This window comes from Pseudomonas fluorescens (assembly GCF_004683905.1).
In the GTDB taxonomy this organism is placed as follows: domain Bacteria; phylum Pseudomonadota; class Gammaproteobacteria; order Pseudomonadales; family Pseudomonadaceae; genus Aquipseudomonas; species Aquipseudomonas putida_A.
Genome location: NZ_CP038438.1, coordinates 3497156 through 3515223, shown reverse-complemented (window position 1 = coordinate 3515223; position 18068 = coordinate 3497156). Strand labels below are relative to the sequence as shown.

At 62.4% G+C, this 18068-nt stretch carries 14 protein-coding genes; 6 read left to right on the top strand and 8 right to left on the bottom strand.

Annotation, left to right across the window (positions count from 1 at the left end; translation table 11 throughout):
* The first annotated feature begins 62 nt into the window (after positions 1 to 62).
* The 5 genes from E4T63_RS15945 (at position 63) to E4T63_RS15920 (ending at position 2598) form a co-directional block, all read left to right on the top strand.
* Positions 63 to 365: a DUF5629 family protein gene (locus E4T63_RS15945; protein WP_027613084.1), complete on the top strand. Its 303-nt coding sequence runs from the start codon at positions 63 to 65 to the stop codon at positions 363 to 365.
* Positions 362 to 1537 (top strand): lactonase family protein, encoded by a 1176-nt coding sequence (locus tag E4T63_RS15940; RefSeq protein ID WP_135295981.1) that lies wholly within the window; start codon positions 362 to 364, stop codon positions 1535 to 1537. Before E4T63_RS15945 ends, E4T63_RS15940 begins: the two co-directional genes overlap by 4 nt.
* Before the next feature lie 156 nt (positions 1538 to 1693).
* Positions 1694 to 1873, top strand: coding sequence for a hypothetical protein (locus E4T63_RS15935; protein WP_097087152.1), 180 nt, complete (start codon positions 1694 to 1696; stop codon positions 1871 to 1873).
* A 261-nt stretch (positions 1874 to 2134) separates the two neighbouring features.
* Positions 2135 to 2344, top strand: coding sequence for a hypothetical protein (locus E4T63_RS15925; protein WP_095136379.1), 210 nt, complete (start codon positions 2135 to 2137; stop codon positions 2342 to 2344).
* Positions 2341 to 2598, top strand: a complete 258-nt coding sequence (locus E4T63_RS15920) for a hypothetical protein (RefSeq protein WP_098964270.1) — start codon at positions 2341 to 2343, stop codon at positions 2596 to 2598. Before E4T63_RS15925 ends, E4T63_RS15920 begins: the two co-directional genes overlap by 4 nt.
* A 174-nt stretch (positions 2599 to 2772) precedes the next feature.
* Here E4T63_RS15920 and E4T63_RS15915 read toward each other — a convergent pair whose 3' ends face one another.
* The 3 genes from E4T63_RS15915 to E4T63_RS15905 are packed head-to-tail and all read right to left on the bottom strand — an operon-like array spanning position 2773 to position 8236.
* Positions 2773 to 3357 carry a glutathione S-transferase gene (locus tag E4T63_RS15915; protein ID WP_135295980.1) on the bottom strand — a complete coding sequence of 195 codons (585 nt, stop codon included), beginning with the start codon at positions 3355 to 3357 and terminating at the stop codon, positions 2773 to 2775.
* A complete protein-coding gene (locus tag E4T63_RS15910) occupies positions 3354 to 6995 on the bottom strand; it encodes an AAA family ATPase (RefSeq protein WP_135295979.1) in 3642 nt (1213 codons plus the stop codon). Before E4T63_RS15910 ends, E4T63_RS15915 begins: the two co-directional genes overlap by 4 nt.
* On the bottom strand, positions 6992 to 8236 hold the full coding sequence (locus E4T63_RS15905; protein WP_003225695.1) for an exonuclease SbcCD subunit D C-terminal domain-containing protein: 1245 nt from the start codon (positions 8234 to 8236) through the stop codon (positions 6992 to 6994). Before E4T63_RS15905 ends, E4T63_RS15910 begins: the two co-directional genes overlap by 4 nt.
* 242 nt (positions 8237 to 8478) lie before the next feature.
* On the opposite strand from E4T63_RS15905, the gene E4T63_RS15900 reads away from it, so the two are divergent.
* Positions 8479 to 12102 (top strand): RCC1 domain-containing protein, encoded by a 3624-nt coding sequence (locus E4T63_RS15900; RefSeq protein WP_135295978.1) that lies wholly within the window; start codon positions 8479 to 8481, stop codon positions 12100 to 12102.
* Positions 12103 to 12190: 88 nt separating this feature from the next.
* Here E4T63_RS15900 and E4T63_RS15895 read toward each other — a convergent pair whose 3' ends face one another.
* From E4T63_RS15895 to E4T63_RS15875, 5 genes are read right to left on the bottom strand one after another with little or no spacing between them, the layout of a single operon-like run.
* Positions 12191 to 13828: a BatD family protein gene (locus tag E4T63_RS15895; RefSeq protein ID WP_135295977.1), complete on the bottom strand. Its 1638-nt coding sequence runs from the start codon at positions 13826 to 13828 to the stop codon at positions 12191 to 12193.
* Positions 13825 to 15561: a tetratricopeptide repeat protein gene (locus E4T63_RS15890; RefSeq protein WP_135295976.1), complete on the bottom strand. Its 1737-nt coding sequence runs from the start codon at positions 15559 to 15561 to the stop codon at positions 13825 to 13827. Before E4T63_RS15890 ends, E4T63_RS15895 begins: the two co-directional genes overlap by 4 nt.
* Positions 15558 to 16637 carry a vWA domain-containing protein gene (locus E4T63_RS15885; RefSeq protein WP_098964263.1) on the bottom strand — a complete coding sequence of 360 codons (1080 nt, stop codon included), beginning with the start codon at positions 16635 to 16637 and terminating at the stop codon, positions 15558 to 15560. The genes E4T63_RS15890 and E4T63_RS15885 overlap by 4 nt, the downstream gene beginning before the upstream one ends.
* On the bottom strand, positions 16630 to 17127 hold the full coding sequence (locus E4T63_RS15880) for a DUF4381 domain-containing protein (protein WP_007968588.1): 498 nt from the start codon (positions 17125 to 17127) through the stop codon (positions 16630 to 16632). The genes E4T63_RS15885 and E4T63_RS15880 overlap by 8 nt, the downstream gene beginning before the upstream one ends.
* A complete protein-coding gene (locus E4T63_RS15875) occupies positions 17124 to 18068 on the bottom strand; it encodes a DUF58 domain-containing protein (protein WP_027613096.1) in 945 nt (314 codons plus the stop codon). The genes E4T63_RS15880 and E4T63_RS15875 overlap by 4 nt, the downstream gene beginning before the upstream one ends.

Here is an 18068-nt window from a genome sequence, read left to right as displayed (position 1 = left end):
AGGGATCTCCAGCGACAATGAGCTATCATTGGCCCTTTCCCCCCTAAGAAAGACTGTTTGCCATGACTGCCCAAACCCTTCTCAACGCCCTCGAACACTGCGGCATGGTCGAAATCGACGGCTTGCATGCCTTCGAATTCGCCCTCGACGAAGACGACAACCTGCACATCGAATGCATCGATGGCCGCACGGCCAAGCATTGGGAGTTCACCCCGGCGCAGGTTACGGCGGCGACGTTTGACGAAGACCTGCAGAGCTGGCTGATCATTGGCTACGCCAGCGACACCAAAACCACCGGCGAGCACCGTCTGGTCTGCCTTGGTGATGTAGTCAGCAGCAGCGACGACGAGGAAGATGATCAATGAACATGCGTAAATTCTGGCCGCTGCTGATGGCCGGCAGTGTCGGTGCGATGGGCCTGTCCAGTGCCAGCGCCGAGACTTATCAATTGCTGGTGGGCTCCTACACCGCAGGCACCAGCCAGGGCATCTATCGAATGAATTTCGATAGCGCCACCGGGCAGATCGACGCCAAGCCGCTGCAAGTGGTCAAGAGCGAAAACCCGTCGTGGCTGACCCTGTCCAAAGACCAGAAGCAGCTGTTCGTGGTCAACGAAAACGGCCCCGGCCAGAAAGACCCGGTCGGCCGCGTCAGCAGCTACTTGATCGATCCGAAGACCCACGCCCTGACCCTGATCAATCAAGTGCAGAGCCTGGGCAACGAGCCGACCCATTCGAGCCTCAGCGGCGATGCCAGCCATCTGTTCGTCAGCAACTATTCGGTGGTGGAAGATCCGGGCGGCACCCTCGCGGTGTTGCCGGTCGGCGCCGATGGCAAGCTCAAACCGGTGGTGCAGATGAGCGCGCACCCGGCGAGCCGGGTCAACCCCGAGCGTCAGGCCTCGAACCACGTGCACTCGACCGTTTCCTCACCGGATGGCCGCTACGTGTTCTCCAACGACCTCGGGGCGGACAAGGTCTTCATCTACAAATTTGACCCGAAGGCCAACCCGGACCTGCCGCTGACCCCGGCGAAAACCGCTTCGGTGAGCCTGCCTGCCGGCAGTGGCCCGCGTCATCTGCTGTTCAGTGCCGACGGCAAGCATGCCTGGCTGACCATGGAAATGAGCGCGCAGGTCGCGGTGTTCGACTACCACGACGGCGTGCTGACCCAGACGCAAATGGTCGATCTGGCCGCCGGTCAGCCGACCTCGGACAAAGCCGCCGCCGCGCTGCATGCGTCGGCCGATGGCAAGTTCCTCTACGTCAGCAACCGTGGCACCGCCAATCAACTGCTGGTATTCAGCATCGATCCGGCCACCGGTCAGCTCAAAGAGCTGCAAAAACGTTCGGTGGAAGGCGATCACCCGCGTGAGTTCAGCCTCGATCCGAGTGGCAAGTTCCTGCTGATCGCCAACCAGAAGAGCAACGAAATTGTCGTCGTCGAGCGTGACGCCAAGACCGGTCTGCTCGGCAAAACCGTGCAAAAACTGCCGATGGACGCCCCGAGCGACCTGAAGTTTCTCGTGCGACAATAAGCCACAGGCCCCGGTTTGCGGGGCCTGTCTCGTTGTATTAATCGCGCTGATATCCGGTAATGCTACAAAGCATTTCAAGCGATCAACCCTCGAGCGTTAAGTTTGCTCCACGGCCCAACCGGGCAAGCAAGCCAACCGAACACGAGGGTTACCGCCATGAACTTCAATCTCTTCTCCATCATTGCCGCTTCCGCCATTTCCGCCACCGTTGCATTGCCAGCCAGTGCCAACGCTGAAATCAGCAGCAAAAAATCCCACACCCAGAGCTACACCCAGAAATACCTGCAACAGAGCGCCAACTTCTATGCCGCACTGGATCACAAAGCCCAACACTGAAATGCCCGCTTCGAACAACTCCCTGTAGGAGCTGCCGAAGGCTGCGATCTTTTGATCTTGAAAGTCAAAAGATCGCAGCCTTCGGCGGCTCCTACACGTATGCGTGATCGAAAAATCTGCGCTCGATAGGTTTTCTCCAAAGCTGAGATAGACCGGCTAAATAATCAACCAAGCTGATGTTCACTATGGAAAACCCTGAGTGGTTGCTTCGGCTTTTTTGATTGATCCTGACGGCACTGAAACATGCCCACGGAGCACATCATGGCCAGTTCAATCATTACCTCAGCCAAGCGCGGCGCCTACCTGGCCATCGGTCTTTACCTGGCCTTGGTGCTGTTTGTCAGCATCGCCGCGCAAACCCAACACAGCTTCGACGCACCGATCGAGGTCGCACACCCCGGCATCCAGTTCGAACACCGCGCAGACGTGCTGGTTGATCGTGCTGAACTCGCAGGAGTGGGCGGCGCATGAAAGGTTACAGACTCTGGGTCATCGCCGGGCTGGCACTGATAACCAATGGTGCGGCGTTGCTCGGCTTCGGCCAAGGCTCGGTGGGTGCGCTAGCGCGGGCCATAGAGGCCAATCACAGCATTGCGCACAATATCGAACGGGCCAACTCCCAAGGGTTGCTGGCCGGCAATCCGCCGATCAAGGCTGAGGTCGATTTCCTTGGGCCGTTTGAAGTGGATTGCTCGGCACTCGGTATGTGCGCCGTGCTGGCTTAGATTGAGCGAACCATTGTGGCGAGGGGATTCATCCCCGATGGGCCGCGAAGCGGCCCCAGACCCGGCGAACCGGATTATTCTGATACACCGAGGTGTCTGATTTCAAGGCAGCTTCGCCGCCCATCGGGGATGAATCCCCTCGCCACAAGGTGTTCGGCAAGCAGGAAGAGGGGGTTATTTCTTCATGATCGAGGTGAAGAGGTCGGATTCGAGCAAGCGCTGCAACCACGCCTGCAACCGCACATAAGGCGTCTGCGCAAACCACTCGCGATCAACATGCGCAAACTGCCGAACGAACGGCAGCAACGCGATATCCGCGAGACACGGATGATCACTCAGCAAATAATCCCGACCTTCAAGCAACTCATCCAACTGCTGCAAAAACAACGCCCCCTCAGCCCGATAAACCTCCATCGGCTGCTCGGGATAGCGCTCGGCGTATTTGTAGCGGTTCAAATGCACCTTGAACCCTTGATCATTAGCCTCGATCAACCCGGCAATCCGTGAATCCCCGCCGAGCAGCCAATCGTCCGGATCATGCTGCGCCAACGCCCAGCGCATGATCTCCAGGCTCTCATCGATCACCCGACCCTCCGCATCCAGCACCGGCACCGTGCCTTTGGGCGAGATCGCCAGCATCTCGGCCGGTTTGGCCTTGAGGCTGACTTCGACGATCTCCACCGGTACGCCCGAATAACGCAGAGCCATTCGCGCGCGCATCGCGTAAGGGCAGCGGCGGAACGAATACAGCGTGTTCATTTCACCTCCAGCGTGCTCAAACCGTTGCCTTGGCGTTGTACCTGAATCTGCACCGGAATCCGTTCGTGCATTTCCTGTACGTGGGAAATCACCGCGACCTTGCGCCCCTGCGCCTGCAAGCCGTCGAGTGCATCCATGGCCAGTTGCAGCGACTCCGGATCGAGGCTGCCGAAGCCTTCGTCGATGAACAGCGATTCGATTTTCAGCGTGCTCGAGGCCATCGATGCCAGCCCCAGTGCAAGGGCCAGCGACACCAAGAAAGTCTCGCCGCCGGACAGCGAATGCACCGAGCGCAATTCGTCGCCCATCTCGGTATCCATCACCAAGAGGCCGAGCATGCTGCCGCCGCGTTTCAAACGATAGCGTTTGACCAGTTGGCGCAACTGCACGTTGGCGTGATGCACCAGCAGGTCGAGGTTGTAGGCCTGGGCGATCTTGCGGAAGGTGTCGCCGGTGGCCGAGCCGATCAACGCATTCAGACGCGCCCAGCGCTGGTACTCGGCATAGGCGTCGGCGATCTGCTGCGCGAGTGCCTGATTGGCGTTTTGCCGGCGCTGATCTTCGGCTTGTTCGGCGCGCAGTTCGGCGCACTGTTGCTCACTGAGGTTGAACTGGTTCTGCAGCTCGGCGAGGGCGCTGGCGAGTTGTTCGGCATCGAGATTACCGTTGTGCTGCGCCTGATGATCGGTCAGACGCTGATCACGTTCCTGCAGCAGCACCTTGGCCTGTTCGATGGCTTTTTCGTTGTGCTGCAAGCGCTGGCGCAATTCGCTGAGCTGCGTGTCATCGACGCGCAGCAAGTCTTCGAGACCACCGTCATCCAGTTCAGGATGGCGTGCGCGCCAGTCGGCAATCTTCTGCGTCAGTTCGTCGTCTTCGCTTTGCAGCGCCTGCAAGCGTTCTTGCTGAGCCTTGAGTTCGGCGCCAATCTGCACCCGTTGCGTGCGCACGTTCTGCAGTTCCGCAGCGGTGCCGGTTTCGGCGTTGCGCGCCTGATCCACAGCCTGTTCCAGTTGCTGCTGCCAGTGCTCGGCGCTGCTGTGTTCGCCCAGCAGTTGCGCGAGTTTCGCCTGGCAGGCCTGTTGCTGCTCAGCCAGCGCGCTGAATTGCTGCTCGGCGCTTTGCAGTTGCTGTACGCGGCTGAGCTGGCGATCCTGTTCTTTCTCCAGCGTCTGCTGGCGTTGCTGCTGTTCGGCCAGTTCTTCCTTTTGCTGCTCGACTTGCGCCAGGCGCTCGGCAATCTGCCGATCGAGCTGCATGAAAGTCGCCGCCGGCTCGATACGCAAGGCTTCGAGGGTGTCGGCCGGCAGCAGGCTGGCGAACGCAGTCAGTTCCTCGTCGAGACGCTGACGGTCGCTGCTCAGTTCGCGTTGTTGGTTGCTCAGGTGCTGCGCCGCTTGCTGATGCGCGGTTTCGGCATTGCGCAGTTGCTGGGTCAAGCGCGCCGCGTCCTGTTGCAGGGTGAGCAGGGCGCTCTGGCGTTGTTCGTCCTGGGTGATGCTCTGATTCAGTTGATCGTTTTGCCGGGTCAGCCAGGCGTCGCGTTTGTCGGCGTCCTGATTCAGCAACTGAGGCGCCAGCGGATGCGCCTCCAGACTCGGCGCCAGTGCCTGAAGCTGGGCGGTCAATTGCTCCTGCTGTTGCAACAGCTCTTTCTGCCGGGCGATCACGCCACCGACTTCGGCGCGCAGCTCGGTGAGTTTTTCCTTGAGCTGATCCACCGCTTGCTGCGCGCTGGCCTGCTCGGACTCATCGTGACGGCCAAGGCTTTGCAGCAGCGCTTCCGGCTGATGATACGGATGCTCGTTGCTGCCGCAGACCGGGCAGGGCTGGTCGTCCTGCAACTGCGCGCGCAACTCTTCGACACTGGCACTGCGCGCCAGACGCTGGCGCTCGAGCAGTTCACGGGTGACGTTGAGGGTTTGCTCGGCGACGCTCAGTTCGGCTTTGCTTTTCACCCCATCCTGGGTCAGGCGTTCGCGTTCCTGCTGCGCGTCGAGCAAGCGCTGTTGCAGCTCGGCGCCGCGTTTTTCCAGCTCCTGCTGACTGGCCCACAGCCGCGTCAGGTCTTCGATGGCGCGCAGTTGTTTGCGATTGTCCTGCAACAGAGTGCCGAGGATACCGATCTGTTCGGCGACCGCATCCGGCTCGGCGCCGGCCTCCTTGAACAGCACTTCCAGTTGCTGCTTTTGCGTGGCCAGCGCTTCGGCGCTTTGGCTTGCATTTTGTTCGAGGGTCGCCAGTTCGGCTTGCCCCTTGTTCAGTCGATTACCGATCAGCATCAACTGTTGCAGGCGATCGCGGTAGGCATTCCATGCATCGCTAAGCGGTGCCAGATGAGCGCTTTGTTCGAGCTCGGCGGCCATTTTTTGCAGGCGTTCAGCAACTTCAGCCTGTTTTTCCTGCAAGGCTTGAATGGCGCTCTGGCCTTGCGTGCAGGCCTGCTCGGCGGCTTGGCGGGCCTCGGCGCTGAGGGCGGTGTCTTTGGCGAGGCGGGCGAGGGTGCTCTGCTCTTCGAAAGCCTGACGCAGCAGCGGGGCGCTTTCGCTGTGCCGTTGCTGCGCTTCGGTCAGGGCGATTTTTGCCGCATCGAGTGCCTGCTCCAGTTGCGTCTGACGCTCATTGAGTTCGCCATGCTGGCGGGTGTGCGCGGCAATTTGTGCGGCCAGCGGCGTCAGATGCGCATCGAGTTCAGTCTTGCGCGCGAATTGGTGCCGTTGTGGGGCGAGTTGTTCCAGGCGCGTCAGCTTCAGGCGCTCGCCGGCCAGGCTTTCCCACTGTTGCTGCGCACTGTGCAGTTGTTCGGCAGCCGCTTGCTGCGCGTCCTGCAACTGGCGCAAATCCTTGAGCCAGCTGTGTTGTTGTTCCAGTTGCTTGAGTTGCGCCTGCTGCAACTTCAGCTGTTGCTGGGCAGCGTTGAAACGCTCATCCAGTTCGGCCCGGGCTTCGGGGGCGAGCGGGGTGACGCCGGTGGCTTGATCCTGCAGCAGCTTGTGCGCTTCGCGGGCCTCTTTGGTCTTGTCGAAGGCGCGGCGGCCGAGGCGGGTGTAGAGCGCGGTGTCGGTGAGTTTTTCCAGCAGTTCGCTGCGGTCGTTGTCGTCAGCCTTGAGAAACGCACTGAACTCGCTCTGAGCCAGCAGCACGGCGCGGGTGAACTGTTCGAAGTTCAGACCGAGTGCGGCTTCGAGCTGGGTCTTGTACTCGCCTTTCTGACTGGCGAGCAGTTGATCCTGATCGATGTCACGCAGGCTCTGACGGCTGGCCTGCAACTTGCCGCCAGCCTTTTCCCGGGCGCGGTTGGCTTCCCAGCGCGCGCGATAACGGCGACCGTCGACGCCGACAAAATCCACCTCGGCATACCCTTCGCCGGTGCCGCGCCGCAACAAGGTGCGCGGGTCACCGGTGGCGATTTCACCGTCAGCGTCCGGCACCTTGGCATCGCGACCGGTGTTGTTCAGGCGCGGGACCGCACCGAACAGCGCCAGGCACAGCGCGTCGAGCAGGGTACTTTTCCCGGCGCCGGTCGGCCCGGTGATCGCGAACAACCCGGCACTGGCCAGCGGTTCGGCGGTGAAATCAATCTCGAACGGCCCGGCCAGCGAGGCGAGGTTCTTCAAGCGAATGGCGAGAATCTTCATGGCTGCTCGCCCTCCAGTTGCACGTCTTGCAGCAGTTCGGCGAAGTCCTTGAGCGTCTGTTCATCGACCTCGTTGCCGTAATTGTCGAGCCAGGCGCGACTGAACAGTTCCTGCGGGGTGAGTTGATCGAGTTCGATCAATGCGCTGCCTTCTTCGGCACCGTCAGCACCGCGATTGCCGGCGTATTCGGCGGCAATCCGCACCAGGCGCACGGCCTTGCCTTGCAGGGCGTTTTCCACTTGATGGCGCAGATCCGGCTGCGGCTCGTCGAGGGTCACGCGCACCTCCAGCCATGGCTGGCGCTGGGTTTCGGCGAGCAGATCGATGTTCGGCAGGTCGGCCAGTTGCAGCAGGATCTCCGCCAGCGGCGCCGGGCCGATGCGTTGCAGGTTGACCGAGCGCGGGATCAGTTTCGGTTCAACGCTGACCAGCGTTTCGCCGTCGAGGATGATGTCGAGAATCTGATGCTGATAACCGATCTCCGAGAACGACAACGGAATCGGCGAGCCGCTGTAGCGAATGCGCTCCTCACCGTTGACCTTCTGCGGCTTGTGCAAATGACCGAGGGCGACGTAGCTGATGCTCGGCCCAAACAGGCTAGCGGGCAGCGCTTCGGCGTTACCGATGATCAGGCTGCGCTCGGAGTCTTCCGAGACCGAACCGCCGGCCATGTGCGCGTGGCTGATGGCGACCAGCGCCTGACCCGGCTGACGCTTGGCATTCGCCGCTTCGATCAGCCATTCATGCACCTGACCGATGCCACGCAAATAATTGTCGCCCAGATGCGCGCCAGTCACCTCCGCCGGACGCAGGAACGGCAGCGCCAGGCACCACGCGGCGATCTCGCCTTGGGCATTCGGCAGCGGCAGCAGCAGACGTTCGGCGTCGAGCTGGCCGTCATCCAGCCACAACACCCGCCCCAGTGCATGGGTGCGCAAGCGGCGCATCAACGGCGCCGGCAGTTCGATGCGCGAGCCGGAATCGTGGTTGCCGGCAATCATCACGATGGTCAGCAACGGCTGCTGCTCGTGAGCGCTGACGATGAAGTCGTAGAGGCGTTCCTGGGCTTTCACCGGCGGATTGACCGTGTCAAAGATGTCCCCGGCAATCAGCAGCACATCCGGCTGCGCCAGTTGCAGTTGGCGCAGCAGCCATTCGAGAAAGCACGCATGCTCGAAATCGCGCTCCTGGCCGTGCAGGTTTTGCCCAAGGTGCCAGTCGGAGGTGTGGAACAGACGCAAGGTGGACTCCGCTACATAAACAGGTGATGGCCGCGGGGGAATGATGGGCGGCTGAAGAGGGGGGAGTTTACTGGCAAACGGGCGGGCTTGCCCAAGGGCTTGAAAGATCAGGAGGTCGTGGCCGATGCCATCCGTCGCTACTGTCAGATCTGACAGTAGCGGGCCGGCAGCTTCGGGTGATGGGATACCGCAGTCGCCAAGGCGTCAGGCCGGGGCTTTCTGTCACTTGAGGAGTTGCTTGTATGAAAACGCAATCACCATCAGCCTCTACGTCTTCTGATCCAGGTGTGAACGCGCTCAAGCCCATAAGGATCACCAAACTCAAGACTCCCGTGCAGGGCTATGACGGTGGTTTGCCGGTGGCCGCCGTGGAGGGCGGCGTCGATTTTCTGGTCCCTCCCTGGCTGGTCATGGAGGCGGGTGATCTGCTTGAGGTGTTCTGGGGCGACCTGCAGGCGCCGGTCTGGAGCAAAGACATCGAGCCGGAAGATGAAAACGAACTCATCAAAGGGGTGATCGATGAGGGGCATATCCGCAGAGGGGAGGCCTATCCGGTTTTTTACCGAGTGACCAAGCCGTTTCAGGAACCTGAGTCAACACCGCTGCAAAGGTTCTTCGTCAAACTGGATCGCCCCGGCGGCTTCGATGACGACCAGTCAACGCCCGGCAACCAGAACCTGAGCTACCACATTCCCCAAAGCATCATCGACAACGGCGTCGGCCCCGGGGAGGCCGCGGCGGGTGTGCCGATCACGATCCTGCCGTACCCCTTCATGCGTATCAACGACCGTGTCAAAGTGGCGTGGGGCAGCGTAGAGAAAAACGTCCTTGTCGAGCAAAAACATATTGACGACCCTGACAACTACCCGCTGGTCGTGACCATCGATCAAGCACTGATCGAGGAGGCGGGCGACAGCGCCGGGGTGATCGTGATGTACCAGGTGATCGATGAGTGTGGCAACTATCCGGATCCACGGTCACCGTGGTCGGCGCCAGCCCGAGTCCTGGTGGATCTGAAAGGAAATCGTCTGGATGCGCCTATCGTGCAGGCGGCCGATCCGGAGACTCACGAAATCGACCTCGACAAACTGAATGATGACGACGTGAAAGTTCTGGTCAATACCCCCGCTGGCACCTTCCAGGAGCAGGATGTCGTCGCATTGACCTGGCGAGGAATCAACGCCGAGGGCGCACCGATCGACCATGGCCCGGTAGAGCAGCCGGTGACACGGGTCGGTGTTGCGCTGACGTTCACTGTCCCGAACGACAAGGTACGAGCCATTGCCAAAGGCCGTGCCAGTGTCTCCTACATACTCAAGCGAACGGGTGCGGCCGATCGGCCGTCCAAGACCGTCGGTATTTCGGTGACGGGGGAGACCTTCCGACTGCCGTCTCCTACGGTGGACGAAGCCCCTACCGGTACGCTGAACCCGGACGAACGCTGGGCCACCGTGCGCATTCCATGGTTTGCCGGACGCGCCGCCAGTGACCTGTTGACGCTGATCTGGGAGGCCACGCGGCCCGGCGGCGGCATCGTCTATTACGAAGACCCGCGCCCGGTTGGCGATGTACCGGATGACGAGCCGGTGTTGCGCAATGTCTCGAACGCGGAGATCCAGCGTTTCGACGGCTTGAAGGTCTCGGTGTTCTATACCGTCGCCAATGATGATGAGGCGACACTCAACGTGCGCGAGTCGTTGCCGTTCGAGATGCAGGTGGGCGAAGTGCAACCGCTGTTCGTGACGCCGCGCGTTGAAGAGGCGGTGCCTGGCACGTCGTTGATCGATCCGGAAGCCGTCCCGCCGCTGGGCTGTAAATTGATTGTGCCGTATCTGCAGACACTGCCCGAAGACCTGGTGAATTATCGCTGGCGCGGTACGGGCGGTAACGGCAGCACCAGTGGCTCACTGCGTCTTACAACGCAAACTGCGGGTAAGGAAGTGCCGTTCACGGTGCCTAAACAGTTTGTGACCAACAACCTCAATCGCCGGATTGTCATCGACTATTTCATCGTGCGTGACGGCAAGACCCTGGGTTACTCCTTTCCACTGACCTTGCGGGTGGGCAATGCCCTGCTGGATTTCGATCCGCCCTCAATTGACGACGCGCGCGGCGACCAAATCGATGCGAGCGCGGTGCCAGCGGTAGGTGCAACCGTACGTCTGGCTGCGGCGTATGGCTTGAGGGTGGGCGATAGCGGCGAGATCCGCTGGATCGGCGTTGCCGGCGGCGGTACCGCCATCGTGCCGTTTCGCGTGGAGAGCGGAGAAGCGGGGCGCGACAAACTGATCAGCGTGCCGCAGTCGGTGGTGTTGGCCAACGTCGGGCGGGAGATCTCGCTGGACTGCACCGTGGTGCGCCAAGCCGGTGGTCGCCAGTACTCGCGGGTGGCGGTTTATGACGTGCGTGCAACGCTGGGGACAGGACGCTTGCTGGTGATGGGCGCGCGCTCGCGGGGTAATTACCATATGTATGGCGGCGGGACTGCGTGGTTGACCGCGCTGGATGCAACCACCCGGCAGCCGGTCAAGGCCTGGTGGCGGTATAACAGCGAGGAGGGCGAGGTCAGTGGCACGACGTTCCGTGATACTCGACCGGACCGGCTGCTGCATGTGCGGATCAGTGATGATCAGGTGACGATCAATCCGCAGAACCTGTGCGGGAACGGGAATTTTATGTCCGATGTAGCTTTACATAACGCAGCCTTTGCGGCGCGGACAGAGCGTGGAGCGCTGGTGGCATGGGGCAAGCCTGCCCGTGGAGGGGATCTGGGGGATTCGTTACCGGACCTTTCTGATGCCATATCGCTGAGTGCTTGCGGTTATGCCTTTGCGGCACGACAGGCCACTGGTGCGGTAGTGGCTTGGGGGCTGAGTGGATACGGAGGAGACGTGTCGGAACCCATCAGTCTTCTGCGGAATATCGTAGCGGTGAGCGGCAACGGTTACGCGTTTGTTGCGCTACGTCGCGACGGGAGCCTGGTGGCGTGGGGACGCCCTAGTAATGGGGCAACGCTCCCACAGCCAATACCTGCGCTGAGGGATGTCGTCAGAGTGATTGGCAACCTCTACGCCTTTGCTGCGCTACGTGCCAATGGTTCGGTAGTGGCTTGGGGGCACCAAACCTATGGAGGTAATTTGCCTGCGGCCATTGCGGCATTGACTGACATCGTCGATCTAGTAGCTACCGCTTATGCTTTTGCCGCCCTGCGTGCCAATGGTGCGGTAGTAGCATGGGGCAGTACCGGTTATGGGGGAGTTGTGCCCGCCGGGATAGGGGGGCTTACAGACATTGTGGAACTGAGCGGAACCGAGCGCGCCTTTGCCGCGCGCCGCAGCGATGGCAGCGTTGTTGCCTGGGGGAGCGGGGTATATGGCGGAAACGTCCCTGCACCGATCGCAGCCCTGACGGATATCCGGACGGTGACGGGGCACTATGCATCATTTGTCGCACTGCTGAGCAGTGGGCGTGTAGTGGGGTGGGGATCCCCGGCTATTCCTGCGCCGGTTGCAGCATTGACTGACATCGTACAGGTGGTCTGCGGGTACGTTGCTTTTGCCGCATTGCGCGCCAACGGCACCGTTGTAGCCTGGGGGACTGCTGATCGAGGTGGTGAAATCCCGAATGCCATTGCGGCCAGACTGGTTAACGTCCGCGCCATTTATGGCAACACCCACGCCTTCGCCGCGCTGACCTCCAGCGGCGAAGTCGTGACCTGGGGCCGTGGCCCGGCTGGCGGTAACAGCGATGCCGTCGCCGACCAGCTCAACGGCAAAATCTTCTACGAAGCCACAGCGCTGTCCCGTGGTTTGGGAATGCGTGAGACGCGACTGCTTGAAGCGGCAGAAAGCCAACAAACGTCATAACACCTTCAATGCCTGAAAGATCGCAACCTGCGGCAGCTCCTACACGTGATCCCTGTAGGAGCTGCCGCAGGCTGCGATCTTTTGCCTTTTACTTCGGATAAAGCGGCGGCAACCCGCTGTCACCCACCGGATCCTGCACCCGCTCGGCCGCCGGAATGGTACGGATCGCCCGCCACAAATCCTCGCCCTGCCAATGCTGCCCCGTCTCGCTGTACAGCGCGCCGTTGAGGCCGTCGAGGGCGTCGGAAAGCGGTACGAAGCGCGCCGCCATGTCTGCCAAAGTTTCCGGCTGCTGCCGCGCCCATGCGTCCAGTGCCTGCCGCGTCGCTTGCGGATCATTCGCCTGGCACGCCCGCTTGATGTCGTCCATCAAGGTGCGCGGGCTCGGCCCGGTTTGGGCGGCGCGATGCACCGCCGGTTGCCAGCGCGCACGCCACCACAGGCCGAAGCCGAGCAGGGTGGTGCAGGCGAGGATCAGGGTGCTGAGTTTCCACCACCACAACACATCGTTATCGACGGTGCCCGGTTGCAGGTTGCCGGTCGGGGTGTCGACCTGCAGGCTCGGGTTGTTCGCCACTTGCAGGGTGCGCGCCGGCAGGCTGGTGTGCTCCAGATGATCTTCGAAGGTGTTCCACCAGATTACGTCGACGGTCGGCAGTTCGATGCTGCCGCTACGGCTGGGCACCAGCGCTTCGCGTTCTTCACGGCTGCCGATCAGGCCGCGCTCGCCGCTCTGGTTGCTCAGCACCGGTTGATCCGGGTAACGGCGCAGGCCGTTGGCCTCTGTGGCGGGCAGGGCCGGTAGCTGCGAACTGGCCAGGCCTTCGGCCTTCAGCGTCAGGCTGCGGGTCAGGGAGTCGCCCACCTGAAGGTGATCCGGCTCGGGGTTCCAGCTTTCGCTCAGGCTCAGGCTGCGCGCGGGCAGCCACGGCGCATCGGCCGGGTAGGTCAGCGGTTTCGGTTTGACCGTCAGCGGAATCTCTGAGGAACTGACGCGCAGCAGCTTGCCGGGTTTCGGGCCTTGCGCGGTCGCGTCCTGAGCGGGCTGAGTGTCGACCAGTGTGGCGCTGAAGGTCTGCGGGGCGATGGTCAGCAAGCCGCTGTGCTGCGGGTAGATCGCATAGCGCATCTCGATCACGCCATGGCGCACGCCGTTGATGTCTTTCTCGTAAGTGCGCGTGTCGCCCAACTGCTCGATACGCGCGTCGGCAATCTGCAACGGGGTCAGGCTGCTGTCGTCGTACAGCGACACCGAGTGATAGATGCGCAGGGTCAGGATCGCTTGCGCCTGCACATACACGCTGGACTGGTCGAGGCTGGCCTCGATGAACACCGGATCCGGATTGTTTTTCTCTTCGCGGCTGTCGCTCTCGATTACTTGCACGGTGATCGGCTGGCTCTGCACCTCACCCAGTTGCAACGGCGGAATGACCACACTGCCGTTCTCTTTCGGCAGCAGGGTGATGATCCAGCGCGTGGTGGCGCGATTGTCGCCATTGAGGGTGTTCAACTGGTTGACCTGACGCGTGCCGCGCACCTCGAACAGCGGTTCCAGCGGCGTCAGGTCGGGTTTGCCGAACTGCGTGACATCATCCGTTTCGAGGGTGAGTTCGACCGTCTCGCCGGAGTTCAGGCGACTGCGATCCACGCTGGCCGTCAGCTCGGCCGCCTGGGCGTTGGCCATGCAGAGCAGCAGGGGCAGCAAGAGAGCGGTGAAACGGGTCATCGAGTTTTTTCCTGATCCTGATGTTGTTGCTGTTCGTACCAGAATTTGCGTCGCAGCAGTTCGCCCGGGTCGTCCGGAATCTTGCCCAGCCATTGTTCCAGTGCCTGACGCTGCTCGCCTTCGAGGTTGTCCTCGCTCGGGCGCAGCGTTGGCACGGTGTCGGTTTCTTCCGCTTCATCGCTGCCTGGCACTTCGTTGGGGCCTGGTTGCGGCGGGGTGGTCGGCGGCGGTTCACTGGCCGACTCGCCGGGCTGGGCCTCGCTCGGGGTGTCACTTTTCACCGCGGGTGGCGGCGCGGTCGCTGGCGGTGGTTCATCGCCGGGCACATTTGGCTGCGCCGGTTGTGGCTGTGGTTCGACCGGTGGCGGGGTGTTCTTCTGCTTGAGCAGGTTTTCCACCAAGGCCTTGTTGGTCAGTGCCGGGCGCAAATCCGGTTGCAGTTCCAGCGCTTGCTCATAGGCATCGATGGCCGCTTCCAGCTCACCACTTTTCGCCAAGGCGTTGCCACGATTGTAGTGGGCGCGGGCATCGCTGCCTTCGGCGAAACGCTGAGCGGCGCCACTGTAATCGCCGGCCTCGTACAACGCTACCCCTTGCCACTGATGATCTTCGAAGTGTTCGGCAGCCTCGGCCGGGCGTTTCTGCTTGAGCAAGTGCAGGCCCTGTTGGTCGGGGCGCAGCCACAGGTCTTCGAAGTCGAAAGCGTAGCTCGGCTGCGGCAGGCATAACAGCAAGGGCAGGCAGAACAACCAGCCACGTCGTCCGGCGCAGGCGGCGAGCAGCAATAGCGGCAACAACAGCCAGTAACCCTGATCGGCCCAGGTGTCGAGGCGTACGGTCTGGCCATCGTCGCGCAGGCTGCGCGGGCCATCGAGCAGGCCGAGGGCGCGCAAGTCGGACTCGTCCAGCCGCGCGTTGTGGTACTCGCCGCCGACACTGGCGAGGAATGCGCCAAGGCCCGGGCTGTCGAGTTGCGGCACGCGAATCGCGCCCTGTTCGTCCTTGAGGAAACTGCCGTCCTCCTGAGCGATTGGCGCGCCTTCAGCGGTGCCGATGCCGAGCATCAGCAGTTGCGCCGATTGCTGGCCGAGGGCGCGGCGGATGCCTTGGCGTTCTTCTTCGGTCAGCGAGGAGCCGATCAGCAGAATCCGTCCCTGACCGAGGGCGCCTTGCTTGAGCAAGGCCAATGCTTTGCTCACGCCGAGATCAGCGCGATGGCCGCTTTCCGGCATCAGCGAGGGCTTGAGGGCGTCGAGCAGATTGTGGCTGGTCGCCAGGTCATCCGACAGCGGCACCAGCGTGTGCGCGCTGCCGGCGTAAACGACGATCGCGGTCTGCGCATCGCTGCGTGCCTGCAACAGGTCGAACAGCTTGCGCCGGGCCTGTTCCAGTCGCGTTGGCGGCGAGTCGGTGGCGAGCATTTCCGGGGTCAGCTCCAGAACGACGACCAGCGGGTCGGCAGGTTTCTGGCTGGTCTGTTCGACGCGCTCCCAACTGGGCCCGAGCAGGGCGACGATGGTCAGCAGCCACGCCACGCCAAGGGCGACCCACGGCAGCTTGCTGGCGCGGCCATTGCCACCGCTGAGCAGCGTCGCGTGGAACGCCGGCGGCAGAATCATTTGCCAGCGTCCGGCGCGTTTCTGCCGGTGCCAGAGTTGCCAGATCAGCCAGCCCAGCAGCGGCAGGAGCAGCAGCCACCAGGGGCGGAACCAGTGCGGCCAGAGCGCGATCATCGGCGCCTCCGCAGACGCAGGCGCTTGAGACGCTCGCGCCAGTCAGGCAGCGGACTTTGCAGATACAGCTCCTTGGTAAACAGGCGTTGCAGCGGGTTGTCCGGCCACAATTCGCGGGCGACCAGCAACAGGCTAAGCAGCAGGGCCAATGCCAGTGGCCACTGATACAAGGCTTGCGCCGGGCGTGCCTGGGTTGGTTGCTGGGTCACCGGTTCGAGTTGATCGAGGGTGTCGCGGATCGCTTGCAGCTCTTTGCCGTCGCGGGCGCGGAAGTACTGGCCGCCGGTAGCGTTGGCGATGGCCTTGAGGGCCGGCTCGTCGAGGTCCAGGCTCGGATTGACCCCGAGCAGGCCGGTGCTGCCACTGTCTTGCGGGTCGGCACCGATGCCGATCGGGTAGATTTTCACCCCTTCGCTGGCGGCCAGTTTCGCCGCCGTCAACGGATCGATTTCGCCGCCGTTGTTGGCGCCGTCGGTGACCAGAATCAATACCCGGCTTTGTGCCGGACGCATGCGCAGGCGCTTCAGCGCCAGACCGATCGCATCGCCGATGGCGGTGTTCTTGCCGGCGATGCCGATGCGCGCTTCATCGAGCCAGACGCGCACGGTGTGCCGGTCAAACGTCAGCGGTGCCTGCAGATAGGCCTGACTGCCGAACAGGATCAGACCGACGCGGTCGCCATCACGGCTTTCAAGGAAATCCCCGAGCAGATGCTGAACCAGCGACAAGCGACTGACGTCTTCGTCCTGCCACTGCATGTCGGGAAAGTCCATCGAGCCGGACACGTCCACCGCCACCAGCAGATCGCGGCCGCTGGCGGCAATCGGCAACGGTTCGCCGAGCCATTGCGGGCGGGCGGCGGCGCTCAGCAGCAACAGCCACAGCAGCAGGAACGGTGCTTGCTGGCGCCACGCCGGCAGGTTGGCGCGGGCCCGGCGCCGTGCCAGACCTTCGAGGTCGGAGAGGAAACTCACGCGCAGCGCCGGCTCGCCGCTGTCGGCCACCGGCAGCACCAGACGCATCAGCCACGGCAGCGGCAGCAGCACGAAGATCCACGGCCAGGCGAATTCAAACATGCTTGCGAATCCAGGTGTCGACGGCTTGGGTCAGGCCGGCGATGGCTTTGTCGTCGAGCTTGCATTCGGGTTTATAGGCGCCTTCGACCAGCACCATCCAGCGCGTCAGGCCGGCGGCCGGGCAGCGGTTGTCGAGAAACGCCAGCCATTTGCGGCCGTTGAGCGTGTGGCTCTGGCTGTAGGGGTAGTGGTTGCGGCACAGGCGTTTGAGCAGGCCATTGAGTTGTTGCAGCCAGGCGCCGGCGGGTGCGCCGTCGTAAGGTTTGGGCATCTGCGCCAGTTCGGCCAGCGCGGCGATGCGCACGGGGTCGAGCGGTTGTTCTGCACGCACGATCGGGCGTTTCCTGGTCGGAATGAACCGGCGCAAACGCCACACGGCGAAGCCCAGCAACGGCAGCAATAACAGCAGCAGCCACCAGCCCGGTGCCGGTGGCCAGAAGTCGATCGGTGGTGGCGAAATCAGCGGTTGCAGTTGTTCGAGGCCGTTCATCGACTGCTCCCCGGGCGCTGCGGATTGAGGAACTCGCGCATCTGCTCGACCATTTCGCTTTGCGTGCTCAACGGCATCAACAACACCCGCAGTTTTTGCGCGAGCAATTCCCAGCGGGCGATGCGTGCTTCGGCCTGAGCGCGATAGGTCTGGCGCAGCTCGAAATTCAGCGTGTCGAGTTCCAGCTGTGCGCCTCTTTCCGCGAATCTCAGCAGCCCGGCGGCGGGCAGGGCGTGATCCAGTGGATCGGATAGGGGCAACAGCAACAGATCGCAGTGCCGCGACAGCAGGCTCAGTTGCTGCTCGGCGCTGTCGGACAGCGCGCGCTCGTCGCAGATCACGATCACCAGGCTGCCCGGACGCAACACTTCACGCGCCCGGCGCAGCGCCACGCCGAGGGCGTCGCGGTCCGGCTCGCGTTCGCTGTGCAGCGACTGATTGACCTTGACCAAGCGGTTGAGCAATTGCAGCAGGCTCTGCTTGCTGCGGCGCGGTTTGATTTCGTAATGCTCGTTATCGCCGAACACCAGTCCGCCAACCCGATCATTGTGCCCCAGCGCCGCCCAGCCGATCAGCGCCGCCGCTTGCGCCGCGAGCACCGACTTGAACATCAGCCCGGAACCGAAAAACAGCCGCGTGCTTTGCTCGACCATGATGAAAATCGGTCGCTCGCGTTCTTCATGGAACAGCTTGGTGTGCGGCTCCTGGGTACGCGCGGTCACGCGCCAGTCGATGGTGCGCACGTCGTCGCCGGCCTGATAGACCCGCACCTGATCGAAGTCGACCCCGCGACCACGGAATTTCGAGTGATGCAGGCCGATCAGCGGGCTGCGCTGACTGGGTGTGGAAAACAGCTGCACTTCGCGCACACGGTGGCGCATCTCGATCAGATCGGTGAGGCTGATGCGGATGCCCGGTTCGGACGGCAGGGGGGCGTTCAT